Below are 12,604 nucleotides of genomic sequence, written 5' to 3' on the forward strand. Positions count from 1 at the left end.
CGATAAGTTTATCAGTAAGTAAGCAAAAAAGGCACGACCCATTTCATGGATCATGCCTTGCCTTTATTCTAAACGTTTGGCGACTTTATCGCCTGGTTGTTATTCAGCGCTTCTTATTCAAAGCTTTGCCCCAAATCCCCTCCGGTCATTTCTTTGTAGATGTGTACCGCATTGTTTTCATGGGTTTGTTCATACACCGAGCGATGCTGGTAGGCGGATTGGTCAATTTTGTTCAAATCGATCTCTGTGCCGCCCGCATCGATGATCGTCTGCACCTCTTTGTGCATGAACTTAAGGTAGTCGTAAGTGTCTTGTTTGACTTGTTGCAAGCTGGTCGGGCCGCCGTGACCGGGTATGACAATCACATCTTTGGGCATGGCCTCCATAAACGCCTCAAAGGTTTCGGTCCATTTTTGCGTATCGGTGTAGGAGAACAATGCCAGCATGCGTTGGTTGTAAGCCAAGTCTCCGGGCAAGACGATATTACGCTTCGGCAGATAGACAATGGTTGATCCGGGGGTGTGTCCGGGACCGAAATTCATGATCTCGACCTGTTCGCCGCCGCCGACGTCCACTGTGATTTTGTCGTCAAAGGTCGTGAATAGATCGGAGACATCGCGTGCATTTTCGGTCAGCTGGTGGCCGACACGATCCCCCCAGCTTTTTTTGATATACGGATAGGCATTGTGAAAATCTCGGTTGGCGACACTGTGTGAATAGAGGTGTTTGACTCCTTGGTCAACCCAATAGCTGGCACCAAGGTAGGCATGCCCCTGACTGTTTTCCACCGCCAGCCACTTAACCGGCTTGTCGGTGATTTGTTTGATTTGTTGATGAAACGCATAAGCCACGGCCGGGTTAGGCCCGGCATTGAACACAAAGACACCGTCTTCAAATTCCATAAAAGTCAGGTTGTTGTTTAAGCCGAAATTGCTGGGATTATGCCAGATTAAACTGCCGACCACGGTATAAACGCCATCGGCCACTTTGATTGGTTTAGGCAGAGTCAGTTCTTTGCCGATGTAACCAACCGATTTCTGGGTTCGACTGACGTCTTGTGCATAATCCGAAAAAGAGGCTGCAAGTCCCTCGCCACCCTCATATTTCTTCATCTCTTCGGCGTAATGGCTGAAACTTTCAGTATAGGTATCCGCGGCTATTGCATGATGAGTGCTTGCAAGAATCAAGCTCAGGCTGCCGATTAGTAGATTTTTTTTCATAATGGACTCCATTTTTATGCAGACGGTAACTGTGTTTTTTGAACACTGCCAGAAACCGGTTTTGTAAAGAAGGTTTGCCAAATCATCGACAGGCTGTAGGGTTCAACTTTGTTCCATGGCATGAGCGACATGAAGCGCGCCAGAAAGCAGTAATTGACTAACACCATGGCCGTGGTTCCGATGATTTGCAGGTAGAAGACAAAAAACAGCGGTGGATATATCGCCACAACCAATAAAAGCAGGTAAGCGATTCTGACTTGAACGGCAAAGTTCGACAGTTTAGGGGTCAGCCAATAAAAATGCAGAACCTGAACTGCGTTTAAGATAATCGCCAGTTTGAGTGCCGCCGGCTCCAGTGTCACCCCTACAATGAGAAGAATGTCGGTGATGGCCCAGTAGGTCCAGATGAGATTGAATTTATCCGATTTCATTATGTTTTCCTGTATTGATTGAGTTGATTAAGTGGCCACGCTGCGCCAGCTTGCTTGGGTGATCTCATCCAGGTAGCTCATCAAAGGGCGCTCGAGCATGTTGTCCAGACTCAACTGTATGAGTCTGAGTACACCACCATAGGTACAAGCGGCGGCGACCATTAAATCCATTTGAATGATGACGCCTTCGTCCATGCCTTGTTGTATGGTGTTCCTCAGAGTCGTAAAGGGTTTTGACGAGCAGATAGGGAGCAGGTCAGGCATGAACTCTTTATGTCTGGCATGAAGGACAAACTGAGTGACGTGGGGGTGCCGTTGGGCAGTCAGCATTAACCATTCGGATAAGGCATAAAACCGATCCCAGCTTGTTTTGTGTTGTTCAAGTATCTGGGTTTGTTCGCGTTCAATCTGTTCCAGCAAGGCTTGCATCAAGGATTCTGCAATATCCTGTTTGTCTTTGAAACTGTGGTAAATCGAACCGGTACTCACACCGGAATGTTTGACTAAGTCCGGAATGGAGGTTTTGAAAAAGCCCTGTTCAACAAATAGGTAGAGTGCGCTGTTGAGTACTTTGCGCTTTACTTCTGGGAGTTCCGGCGTGTTGAGGTATGACATGATCGACCTTTTAGAATGTTCTTTCTAGAATGTATATTCTATTTTAAAGGTTGGGGAATTGCACGTTTTATTTGAAAAATTTGAAAGGTCATTATTAGCTTATGGGCTACATAAAAATTAGTAATGCTTGTATCACAAGGAATGATTTCATTTTTGGGGTCGGGTGAGGGTAGAATTCAGCATCAATAATTTTAATATTGACCCGATTAAAAGTAGGTTTTTCAATGATTTATCTGTTTAGAGTTTTTTCAGGTGGAGGCGGTGATTATCTGGAGTTTAATAATCGCCAGTCTTTGATTGAAGCCTATCTTGAGCATCGGGATTCCAGGCTATACGATTGGTCGACGGTTCCAATCAAGCAGGCCATTCAGGAAGAGGGCCGTTTATCCAAAATCTATTCTTTGAGAGCGATGCAAAACCTTGGAGATAAGATGGTGGTTCGGGTACTGGTCAAAGGTCAGCTGGAGTGGTATTCGCCGAGCAATGCGCATGGCATCCCTTCCGAATACAATGTCGCCGTGAAATTCTTTACCCATGCCTGCACACATTATAAGCTTACCACTTGTCATCACGAGGTCTTTGAAATCGCGAAAGAATCGCGCTTTAAAGCTCTTTCACAAGAGGTGATTCAAAGTATTTTAAAGCGAGTTGAAGGGACTCGTTGCGACAGTAAACTTGATCTTTATCTGAATATGAATTTGCGCAAACTGCGCAATTACGGGGTAGAGTCGCTCAAGGTTAAGGGGTCTTATGTGGATATCAAAGATGCCATAGCCCAGCAACCGGTCTCCTGTCCTTTTTTCAGCCAGTTTTTATTGAATTTGATGGATGTCTGTATTACTAAAGAGATTGAGCTCGTTGGCAAGCAACGGGTATACGAAAAAGTCATTTAATTTGCAGATTGAGCGAATAAATCCACTCAAATGGATTTGAAACCATGTAAAGCTTTGAACTCTGGGTAAAAGTCGCTAAAATGGGCTACTAATTTCTGACGCTCAATTATGGCCTTCTATGCAACGCATTATTCGTAAAATCACATCCTATTTTTCCCCCAGCAAAACCCAGACCCATCCGGCAAAGCCATCCATTCCACAAGCCCCTAAAGTCATCCCACGATCGGAACACGGTATCTCGCGTAGAGAGATTGATAAATCCGCCCTGGATGTGCTTTACGGTTTGAAACGTGCCGGCTTTGAAGCCTATTTGGTTGGCGGGTGTGTTCGTGATTTGCTGTTGGGGCTGGAGCCTAAAGACTTCGATGTGGTCACCAATGCCGAACCGGAAGAGGTAAAAGAGGTTTTCAAGAGACGTTGTCAGTTGATTGGTCGTCGTTTCCGATTGGCGCATGTGCGTTTCGGACGAACCGTGATTGAAGTGGCCACTTTCCGTGGCCAAGGCAAGGAACAAGCGCAACGTCAGGACTTTTTTGGGCGTAAAGGCAAGCAGAGCGGCAAAGCGCGAGAAGTGGACGATTCGGGCCGCCTGCTTAGGGACAATGTTTACGGCACCATTGATGAAGACGTGTGGCGTCGCGATTTCACGGTCAATGCGCTTTACTACAATATCAAAGATTTCAGTATCATTGACTATACCGATGGCTTGCAAGACATTAAAAACGGAACCTTGCGCCTGATCGGTGACCCTGAAACCCGTTACCGCGAAGACCCCGTCAGAATGGTACGTGCGGTGCGTTTTGCCGCCAAACTCGGATTTAATATCGATAAGTCCACCGAGGCTCCCATCGAAGAGTTGGGGCATCTTTTGAAAGATGTCTCAAACGCCCGCATGTTTGAGGAGGTGTTGAAACTTTTTCACAGTGGTGCCGGTGTTCAGGTATTTGAAAAGCTCCGTCATTTTGACCTGTTTACCTATCTGTTCCCCATTACAGAACAGCTTTTGCATGAAGAGCTGGAGGGCTTTCCGCGCATGATGGTCATCAAAGCGTTGAAGAGCACCGATTTACGTATCTCTGAAGGTAAATCCGTGAATCCGGCGTTTCTGTTTTCGGCCATGTTGTGGGAGCCGATGCTGCAGAGAAAGCAGGCACACCTTGACAGTGGCATGGTGCATCAAGATGCGTTTTTTGCCGCCGCCAATGATGTGATTGAGCAGCAGATTCGCAGCACGGCCATTCCTAAACGTTTTACCGCGCAGATGCGCGACATCTGGAACCTCCAGAACCGATTGTCTAAACGCCAGGGACCGCGGGCTCAAAAATTGATTGAGCATCCGCGTTTTAGAGCGGCCTATGACTTTTTGGGGGTGCGTGTTGCGGCTGGCGAGAGCGAACTTAAGAAGTTATTTGACTGGTGGACTGAGTATCAGGAAAAAGATCCGGTCGATCAGGTGGCGTTTGCCAATGCAGTCGAGAAAAAACCACAAAAAGGGCGCAGAAGACGTCAGAATCGCAATTTCTATCGCAAGCGAAGTCAAAAGAAATCTGACTCATCCGGCAGCACTAAATCGAGCGATTAAAGGTCATGCCACATCCCGTCTATATTGGTTTGGGCAGTAATCTGCAAGATCCTGCCAGCCAGATTGAGCAGTCGTTTCAGACGCTAGACCAGCTTTCTCAGACACGCTTGGTGAAGCATTCACGGTTATATTCATCTAAACCATTAGGGCCGCAGGATCAGCCGGATTTTGTCAATGCGGTGTGTTTGATCGAAACCGAGCTCGATCCCCAGACCTTGTTGGCTGCCTTGCAGGAAATTGAGCACAATCAGGGGCGTATTAAGAAACGCCGCTGGGGTGAGCGCAATATCGACTTGGATATTCTGTTGTACGCTGACCAAAAGCTGCAAACGCAGACTTTGACGATTCCACATCCTGAAATCGCGCAGCGAGATTTTGTGTTATTGCCCCTGGCTGAAATCACACCAGGCCTGCTGATTCCTGAACTTGGCCCAGTTGAGGATTTAATTTCACAGTTAGAAACCACCTTTGTAATTCCTTTGGCGTTAGAAAGACAATCATGAAATTCACTGAATTAAACAGGGATTGCTATGCGTAAGACAACACTTTCAAAACTGAAAAAACTCTATCGTGAGGGTGAGAAAATTGCAGCTATGACCGCTTACGATGCCAGTTTTGCACACTGGGTGAGTGATGCGGGGATGGATGTGATTCTGGTGGGGGATTCCCTGGGCATGGTAGTGCAAGGGCATGACACCACCTTGCCGGTCAGTCTGGATGAGATGGTGTATCACACAAAAATGGTGCAACGTGGAAACCAGCAGGCCTGGTGTATCGCCGATTTGCCGTTTATGGCGGATGCCACGGTGGACAATGCTCTGGAAGCGTCGGCCCGATTGATGAAGCAAGCCGGTGCCAATATGGTCAAGCTTGAAGGTGGTCGACGTGTTTTGCCTATAGTTGAAGCGCTTTCGGATTTAGGGATTCCGGTGTGTGGCCACTTGGGTTTGTTGCCGCAGTCGGTTGAAAAGTTTGGCTACCATGTCAAAGGAAAAGACCGAAATTCCGCGGACCGTCTTTTAGAAGAGGCCTTGGCTTTGCAGGAGGCCGGCATAGAGATGTTGGTGCTGGAGTGTGTTCCAAGTGTTCTGGCGGCCGAAATCACCTGCAAGCTGTCAATCCCTGTGATTGGGATTGGCTCCGGTCAGCAGGTTTCCGGGCAGGTTTTGGTATTGCATGATGTTTTGGGTCTGACGGTTGGCAAGACGCCCAAATTCTCTAAAAACTTTTTACAAGAGAGCGCTTCGGTGCAAGCCGCGATTAACGCTTATGTAGCCGCCGTTAAGAACGGGTCTTTCCCGGATGCCAGTCACGAGGTTGGATAATGAACAGCTTCGAAACCATAAAAAAACTCAGAATGCAGGTTCGTGATTGGAAGTCGCAGGGTCTGCGTATCGGCTTTGTTCCGACGATGGGGAATTTGCACGATGGGCACTTAAGTTTAGTGGAGTTGGCGAAGGCGCACGCGGATCGGGTCGTAGTCAGTATCTTCGTGAACCCGTTGCAGTTTGGCCCGGATGAAGATTTTGACTCCTACCCGAGAACGTTCGAGAGTGATCAGGCTAAACTTTTAGCAACTGGGGTGGACGCAGTGTTTTATCCTGCCGTGGATGAGATGTATCCTCATGGCGAATTTCAGACTATAGTGAGTGTGCCAGAGACGCTCACAGGCCTGCTTGAAGGGGCGAGCCGGCCTGGGCATTTTGATGGCGTGACGACCGTGGTGGCCAAGCTGTTTAATATGGTGCAGGCGGACGTCGCTGTGTTTGGGCAAAAAGATTTTCAGCAATACTGTGTGATTGAACGCATGGTGTCGGATTTGGCGCTGCCAGTCGAGCTTGTTAAAGCACCGATTGCCAGATCTGAGGATGGCTTGGCGTTAAGTTCTCGCAATCAATATTTGACCGCTTCTCAGCGTGTTATCGCGCCAAAGTTGCATACCGTGTTGACCGATGTGGCGGCAGCTTTAACTTCCGGTAACCGCAATTTTAATGAACTGCAACAGACTGCACAGCAGCAGCTTTTATCGGATGGGTTCGACTCTGTGGATTATGTGCAGATTGTGCACCCTAAGAGTTTACAGCCTTCTGACAGCCAAGATTCCGAGTTTGCCGTATTGGGCGTGGCTCGTTTGGGAAAAACCCGTCTGCTGGACAATATTTTGCTTAATAAAATCTGATTTCACACCGTTACTCCGGAATTGAGTTTATGAGTTTTTCAACCTTGATTGGTTTATTTGCAGGCGTTTCAATCGTGCTTATTGCAATGGCAATGGGCTCTTCTATCTCTTTGTTTGTCAATGTTCCTTCCTTGATGATTGTCATTGGCGGCACGATTGCTGCCACCATGATCCGCTTTTCAATGAAAGAGTCCTTCAATGCTATTGGCATGTCATTTTGCGTTTTGAAAGTCGATAATCAGATTAAGGACTTGAATGAACTGGTGGACATTACTGAGGATTTATTGAGGATCAGCCGCCAAAAAGGTGCGTTGGCCATGGAAGGTTATGAGATCAATCACGAGTTTTATCAGGCCGGTATCAGAATGCTGGTGGATGGCTATTCGCCGGAGCTGGTCAAGCAGACCTTAAAAGAGAAAAATCGTTTGCTAGTGGATAAAGCTGAAACCAGTGCCGGGGTGTTCCGTGCAATAGGAGAGGCCGCTCCGGCGTTTGGGATGATGGGAACTCTGGTCGGTTTGATTCAAATGTTGACTAATTTAAGCGATCCCTCCAGTATCGGGCCGGCCATGGCGGTGGCGATGCTGACCACTTTGTATGGGGCGATGATTGCCAACTTGTTTGCCTTGCCGACGGCTGACAAGATTGAATCCTGGGTGCAGGGCGAATCCTATCGTCAAATGATGATTATCGAGGCGATTGACAGCATCGCCCAGAGCCATAATCCGGCAGTGATGCGCGATTTACTTGCGCCTTATCTGCACGGAAATAAACGTCAGGTGGCTAAGGATGCCTAAAAAGCAGGCGGGTTCATCCTGGTTGATGACATTTGCCGACTTGATGTCGCTGCTGATGGCTGTGTTTGTGTTGTTGTTTGCCATGTCAACGCTGGAGATTCCAAAATACCGCTCTGCGGTTGAATCGCTGAGAGAGGCGTTGGATGGTTCACCTTTATCCGCAGATCAGCTCCTGTTTTTCGATTCTGTTGAGCAACAGGAGTTGCTGCAGAAAGAGGGCGTCCCGGTCGTAAATATAGGGCTTGAGCCGCTTTACGAAAAGTTGATTAAACGTTTTCCGGATGGGCAGCAGGGTGCTTCGATCAATGTCGAGTACAATCAAGTTGATGATGAGATTAAGGTTACGTTTCCAGAAGAGATTGCTTTTGACCCGGGCCGCGCCGATTTAAAACCTGAGTTTTCCGATCTACTGTTGAATTTTGATGGTTTTTACCGAGAAGACGTGTTGGTACGCGCCATGGGCCATACCGATAAACTTCCAGTTGTAGGGGGGCGATTCAATTCTAATTGGGAGCTTTCCAGTGCACGTGCGGCCAATGTTATATTGGAGCTGGTCAGCCAGGGGTTGATTCTTCCGGAACAGGCTGAGGCGATTGGTCTGGCGGATACACAACCACTTTCGAACGGTAATTCACCTGCTGATTTGGCTAAAAACCGAAGAGTTGAAGTCCTGATTAAGCCTTTATCTAGGGCTGAAAAGTGATTGGGGCTCAATCATCCCATGCTTGGGATGACTGCCGGTTGAGGTGACAGATGGTTAACGGATTAAACCGCTTTCACCATCTGAACCGGAATTGTGTTTCGCGTGTGGGTGATTTTGTTGTCGCCATCCACATAGACTAATTTGGGTTTGAATTGATCCGCTTCAGCCTCATCCATAGAGGCATAAGCCGCAATAATCAGCAAGTCTTCAGGGTTGGCTTTGTGTGCCGCTGCACCGTTAACGGAGATGATGCCTGAATTCTCTTCGGCGCGAATGGCATAGGTGGTAAAACGTTCACCGTTATTCACGTTGTATATTTGTATCTGTTCGTATTCACGAATTCCGGCCATATCCAACAGGTAGCCGTCAATCGCGCAAGAGCCTTCATAATCTAGCTCTGCATGCGTTGTTGTGACACGGTGTAATTTACATTTTAAAAGTGTTACTTGCATACTTATCTCTATTGTTCGCCGGAATGGGATCACCATTTCTCTCAGACTAAAGAAGATGTTTCGACCTTTAGACTGCGAAATTCAAAAAGTTGAGGTCGGTATTATACTGGCTTTTGGTGAAAAAATCACACAACAAAAAACCCGCTTTATTTAGCGGGCTTTGTTGATATTATTCAGATTTAAGGCATAAAGAAGGATTAACCTGTATTGCGCATCCCGGCGGCAATGGCATTGATGCTGTTAAGCAATGGCGTCAGCCAAACTTCTCTCTCCTCTTCAGTCAAGTTTTCATCCTTATATCGTCTCAATATGGCGACCTGGATATTGTTTAAAGGCTCCAGATAGGGCGTTCTGCGATTAAGTGACAGAGCCAGTGCCGGTGTTTCCGCCATCAGGTACTCGTTACCGGTCAGTTCCAGAATACGTTTAACGCCACGGGTATGTTCCTCGGCAATCATATCGTAGATTTTACGGGCGTTTTCCTGATTTCGTCCAAGTTTGACGTATTCAGCGCCTATTTGCAGATCGGTTTTAAACAAAGCCATCTGGATGTTGCTTAACAGGCCTTTGAAGAAAGGCCAGTTTTCATACATCTCTTTAAGCTCGGTTTCACCGTGCTGCTGAATCCACTTATCTAGTGCATAACCAGTTCCTTGCCAAGCTGGGAAAGTCAGACGAGCTTGTGCCCATCCGAAAATCCATGGAATCGCACGAATCGAAGACTTGGATAGGTTGCCTTTTTTACGGTGCGATGGACGAGAGCCGATGTTGAGTAAGCCGATTTCGGTCACTGGAGTTGCCTCGTAGAAGAACTCAAAGAAACCTTCGGTGTGGTCGGTCAATTCCCTAAAGCAGTCTTCACCATCTTGAGCAAGCTGTTGCATGGCCTGAAGATGTGCCGGGTTGTCCTTTTTAATCGGTTGAATGAGTCCGGTACTGGCCTTCATCAAGCCGGTGACACCCAGTGACAACTCATACATCGCGGTTTCGGCATTACTGTATTTGTAGGAGAGGACTTCACCTTGTTCAGTAAATTTAATTGAACCACGTACCGTTCCGGTTGGCTGTGAAAGAATTGCGTGGTGAGTTGGCCCGCCTCCACGTCCTACCGTACCGCCACGCCCGTGGAACAGTCGGCAATCAATGTGGTATTCGTCGGCAAGTGCCATGATGGATTGTTGAGCTTGGTACAGACTCCACGCCGATGATAAGTTACCGCCATCTTTGGCCGAATCAGAGTAACCGAGCATGATTTCCTGCTGGTTTCCTGAGGCCTTGAGCATAGTGCGGTAAGTTGAGTTTTCAAGCAGGGACTGAGTAACCGGCACAATGTGTTTGAGATCTTCAATGGTTTCAAACAGTGGACTGATTTGAATGTCACAGTAAGGTTTTCCAGCATTATAGCCTGCCAAACCTGCCTGGTGAGCCAGGAACAGCACTTCCATGACGTGACTGGCTTCATGTGTCATGGAAATCACATAGTTGTTGAAAGCCTTTGGGCTAATCTCATGGCGCATGGTGCGGATGACATTAAAGACCTCCAGCACCTCTTTGGTCATTTTGTCGAGTTTGAGGTGTTGGGTGTCGATGATGGTCGCAGAGGCCACATGGCTAGCCAGCAACTCCAGCTTGTCGCCTTCCGATAGCGAGTGGTAATCGATGTTCAGGTGTGAAAGCAGATCCGCGACCGCATCACTGTGCACGTTCGATTCTTGACGGATGTCTAGACGCATCAGGAAGAATCCAAATGTTTGCACTAGGCGAATCAAATCTTGCAGATCAGCGTTGGCCACGTTGGCGTCACCATGTTCACAAAGTGATTGGTGGATCAGTTGCAGGTCGGCAAGCAGTTCGTCTTCTGTCGAGTAGGCAAAGCCCGATTTTTTGATTGGGCTGCCATTCAGTTGCGCTTCGACATAGTTCAAGTTTTGCTGTAAGCGGCCTCGAATCAGGTAAAGGAAACGACGGTAGGGCTCATCCTTAAAGCGTTCAGGACGTTTTTTGAAAACCGCTTCCTGAAGGTCTGAATCCACAATGGTCGCCTTGTTGAGCAGGTCTTGGTTGATGTCGGTAATGTATTTTGAATGTGTCAGTTTGTGACTTAAGTCAAACACACGGTTTTGATATTCATAAAGTACCGAGCGGGTTTGCAATAGCAGTGCCTGTACCGTGGTTTCGTGGGTCACGTAAGGGTTACCATCCCGGTCACCCCCTATCCAAGAACCGAAGGTCAGGAAGTTTGGGGTCTCGATGTTATCGTTTGGATAGAATCGAGCCAGAGCGCGTTCCATGTAGCGATATACTTGTGGCACGGCGGTGAACAGGGATTGGCGGAAATAGTAAATACCGTTGCGAATTTCATCTTGTACGGTCGGTTTTTGACGGCGCACTTCATCGGTTTTCCAGAGCACTTGTATCTGGTACTGGAGCTTTTTGATGACTTCTTCTTGAGCGTAAGGGTTGTTGTAGGCTTCCGCTTCATTGAGTTCGCCCAGTGTTAAGAAGATCTTACGAAGGTTTTCCATGACGGCGCGTCTTTTGGATTCGGTCGGGTGAGCGGTGAAAACCGGAATATAGCAAAGATTGCCGAGCAGTTTTTTAACCTGTTCCGCTGAGAAATCCTGAGCTTTGAACCCTTCAATGGTTTTCAAGACAGAACCTTCCCATAAAGGGCCGTCCGACTTAAGCTGGCTTTGACGTTCGTGGTATTGGTGTTCTTCCTCGGCCAAGTTGACCAAGCTGAAATAGATGTTGAACGCACGGATGATCAAGATGAGATCCTCGGCAGACTGTTTCTCAATAAAGTCAGTCAATTCGGAACGCAGTGCGGGGTCTTCCTTTTCGTCCAGCTTGATGTAACCCGTCCGTAGTTTTTCGATGGCATCCAAAACGGGTTTGCCAACCTGAGTTTCAATGATTTCACCCAGAAGGCTTCCAAGTAGTTTGACCCTTGCTCTAAGTTGCTTATCTCGCTTTTCTGCAGCCATGTTCACTCTCAGTTTTTATAAACACAAATTACCGAAATTATAACAGAATAATTGAGTTTTTTTTGAAACTCTTTCGCTTGATGTCTTAAGTAAATATGGGGTTTTACTCTGTTATGCCCATTAAAAAAGCCCCTGAAAAGGGGCTTTTAGTGTGTCAAGGAAATTAGCGCTTATCCTTGTTGTTTTTGCTGATACTGTTTGGCACCTGCCAGAATTTCCTGACGTGCGACATCCACGTCGCCCCAGCCATCAATGTTGACCCATTTACCAGGCTCCAAGGCCTTGTAATGGCGGAAGAAGTGTTCGATTTGCTCTTTAAGGAGTGGGATTTCTTCAACTGCATTGATGTTTTTATAGATTGGTGTCAGTTTGTCTACCGGTACCGCAATGACTTTGGCGTCTTCACCGCCATCATCGGTCATCTTGAGGATGCCGATTGGACGACAGCGAATAACCGAGCCGATCATCAAAGGGTGAGGGGTGACCACTAATACGTCAACCGGGTCACCGTCGTTTGCCAGAGTGTCATTGATGTACCCGTAGTTGGCAGGGTATTGCATGGTGGCCCCTTGAATTCGGTCCACCCAGACCAAGTCGGTGTCTTTATCGACTTCGTATTTAATTGGTGAAGCAAACGCAGGAATTTCAATTACTACGTTAATGTCATTTGGCAGGTCTTTACCCGCTGGAACAGCTGCATAACCCATGGTGTAATCCTTGATAGTTAATGAGGGGGTTAAACTAA

13 protein-coding genes are annotated in these 12,604 nt (G+C 47.4%); 7 read left to right on the plus strand and 6 right to left on the minus strand.

What is annotated here, in order from left to right:
• Positions 1–113: 113 nt before the first annotated feature.
• Genes B076_RS0104135 through B076_RS0104145 form a run of 3 tightly spaced genes read right to left on the minus strand, consistent with a single transcriptional unit; the run spans position 114 to position 2,266 of the window.
• Positions 114–1,220: an MBL fold metallo-hydrolase gene (locus B076_RS0104135; RefSeq protein ID WP_028486193.1), complete on the minus strand. Its 1,107-nt coding sequence runs from the start codon at positions 1,218–1,220 to the stop codon at positions 114–116.
• A 14-nt stretch (positions 1,221–1,234) separates the two neighbouring features.
• Positions 1,235–1,651: a hypothetical protein gene (locus B076_RS0104140; protein ID WP_038150406.1), complete on the minus strand. Its 417-nt coding sequence runs from the start codon at positions 1,649–1,651 to the stop codon at positions 1,235–1,237.
• 27 nt (positions 1,652–1,678) lie between these two features.
• Positions 1,679–2,266, minus strand: coding sequence for a TetR/AcrR family transcriptional regulator (locus B076_RS0104145; protein WP_028486195.1), 588 nt, complete (start codon positions 2,264–2,266; stop codon positions 1,679–1,681).
• A gap of 224 nt (positions 2,267–2,490) precedes the next feature.
• Between B076_RS0104145 and B076_RS0104150 the strand changes: the two genes are divergently transcribed.
• The 7 genes from B076_RS0104150 (at position 2,491) to B076_RS0104180 (ending at position 8,420) form a co-directional block, all read left to right on the plus strand.
• On the plus strand, positions 2,491–3,159 hold the full coding sequence (locus B076_RS0104150; protein ID WP_028486196.1) for a hypothetical protein: 669 nt from the start codon (positions 2,491–2,493) through the stop codon (positions 3,157–3,159).
• Between the two features lie 118 nt (positions 3,160–3,277).
• Complete coding sequence (gene pcnB / locus B076_RS0104155; RefSeq protein ID WP_028486197.1) at positions 3,278–4,741, plus strand: polynucleotide adenylyltransferase PcnB; 1,464 nt, start codon at positions 3,278–3,280, stop codon at positions 4,739–4,741.
• A 5-nt stretch (positions 4,742–4,746) separates the two neighbouring features.
• Entirely contained in the window at positions 4,747–5,244 is a 498-nt protein-coding gene (gene folK, locus B076_RS0104160; protein ID WP_038150407.1) for a 2-amino-4-hydroxy-6-hydroxymethyldihydropteridine diphosphokinase, read from the plus strand.
• Positions 5,245–5,271: 27 nt separating this feature from the next.
• Complete coding sequence (panB, locus tag B076_RS0104165; RefSeq protein ID WP_028486199.1) at positions 5,272–6,066, plus strand: 3-methyl-2-oxobutanoate hydroxymethyltransferase; 795 nt, start codon at positions 5,272–5,274, stop codon at positions 6,064–6,066.
• A complete protein-coding gene (panC, locus tag B076_RS0104170; protein ID WP_028486200.1) occupies positions 6,066–6,920 on the plus strand; it encodes a pantoate--beta-alanine ligase in 855 nt (284 codons plus the stop codon). The genes panB and panC overlap by 1 nt, the downstream gene beginning before the upstream one ends.
• 29 nt (positions 6,921–6,949) lie before the next feature.
• A complete protein-coding gene (locus B076_RS0104175; RefSeq protein WP_028486201.1) occupies positions 6,950–7,717 on the plus strand; it encodes a motility protein A in 768 nt (255 codons plus the stop codon).
• Positions 7,710–8,420 (plus strand): OmpA/MotB family protein, encoded by a 711-nt coding sequence (locus B076_RS0104180; protein ID WP_028486202.1) that lies wholly within the window; start codon positions 7,710–7,712, stop codon positions 8,418–8,420. The genes B076_RS0104175 and B076_RS0104180 overlap by 8 nt, the downstream gene beginning before the upstream one ends.
• Before the next feature lie 62 nt (positions 8,421–8,482).
• Here B076_RS0104180 and panD read toward each other — a convergent pair whose 3' ends face one another.
• From panD to ppa, 3 genes are all read right to left on the minus strand, one after another.
• Positions 8,483–8,872: an aspartate 1-decarboxylase gene (panD, locus tag B076_RS0104185; protein ID WP_028486203.1), complete on the minus strand. Its 390-nt coding sequence runs from the start codon at positions 8,870–8,872 to the stop codon at positions 8,483–8,485.
• Positions 8,873–9,069: 197 nt separating this feature from the next.
• Positions 9,070–11,859, minus strand: a complete 2,790-nt coding sequence (gene ppc, locus B076_RS0104195; RefSeq protein ID WP_028486204.1) for a phosphoenolpyruvate carboxylase — start codon at positions 11,857–11,859, stop codon at positions 9,070–9,072.
• Between the two features lie 170 nt (positions 11,860–12,029).
• Positions 12,030–12,566 (minus strand): inorganic diphosphatase, encoded by a 537-nt coding sequence (gene ppa / locus B076_RS0104200; RefSeq protein WP_028486205.1) that lies wholly within the window; start codon positions 12,564–12,566, stop codon positions 12,030–12,032.
• Between the last annotated feature and the right edge of the window lie 38 nt (positions 12,567–12,604).

It is taken from the genome of Thiomicrorhabdus chilensis DSM 12352, assembly GCF_000483485.1.
Classification (GTDB): Bacteria; Pseudomonadota; Gammaproteobacteria; order Thiomicrospirales; family Thiomicrospiraceae; genus Thiomicrorhabdus; species Thiomicrorhabdus chilensis.

Excerpts from the sequence above, each read along its gene's own strand:
- folK (WP_038150407.1), top strand. The coding sequence starts at position 4,747 with ATGCCACATCCCGTCTATATTGGTTTGGGCAGTAATCTGCAAGATCCT.
- B076_RS0104135 (WP_028486193.1), bottom strand. The coding sequence starts at position 1,220 with ATGAAAAAAAATCTACTAATCGGCAGCCTGAGCTTGATTCTTGCAAGC.
- B076_RS0104150 (WP_028486196.1), top strand. The coding sequence starts at position 2,491 with ATGATTTATCTGTTTAGAGTTTTTTCAGGTGGAGGCGGTGATTATCTG.
- panC (WP_028486200.1), top strand. The coding sequence starts at position 6,066 with ATGAACAGCTTCGAAACCATAAAAAAACTCAGAATGCAGGTTCGTGAT.
- B076_RS0104180 (WP_028486202.1), top strand. The coding sequence starts at position 7,710 with ATGCCTAAAAAGCAGGCGGGTTCATCCTGGTTGATGACATTTGCCGAC.
- panD (WP_028486203.1), bottom strand. The coding sequence starts at position 8,872 with ATGCAAGTAACACTTTTAAAATGTAAATTACACCGTGTCACAACAACG.
- B076_RS0104145 (WP_028486195.1), bottom strand. The coding sequence starts at position 2,266 with ATGTCATACCTCAACACGCCGGAACTCCCAGAAGTAAAGCGCAAAGTA.
- ppc (WP_028486204.1), bottom strand. The coding sequence starts at position 11,859 with ATGGCTGCAGAAAAGCGAGATAAGCAACTTAGAGCAAGGGTCAAACTA.
- pcnB (WP_028486197.1), top strand. The coding sequence starts at position 3,278 with ATGCAACGCATTATTCGTAAAATCACATCCTATTTTTCCCCCAGCAAA.
- B076_RS0104175 (WP_028486201.1), top strand. The coding sequence starts at position 6,950 with ATGAGTTTTTCAACCTTGATTGGTTTATTTGCAGGCGTTTCAATCGTG.
- ppa (WP_028486205.1), bottom strand. The coding sequence starts at position 12,566 with ATGGGTTATGCAGCTGTTCCAGCGGGTAAAGACCTGCCAAATGACATT.
- panB (WP_028486199.1), top strand. The coding sequence starts at position 5,272 with ATGCGTAAGACAACACTTTCAAAACTGAAAAAACTCTATCGTGAGGGT.
- B076_RS0104140 (WP_038150406.1), bottom strand. The coding sequence starts at position 1,651 with ATGAAATCGGATAAATTCAATCTCATCTGGACCTACTGGGCCATCACC.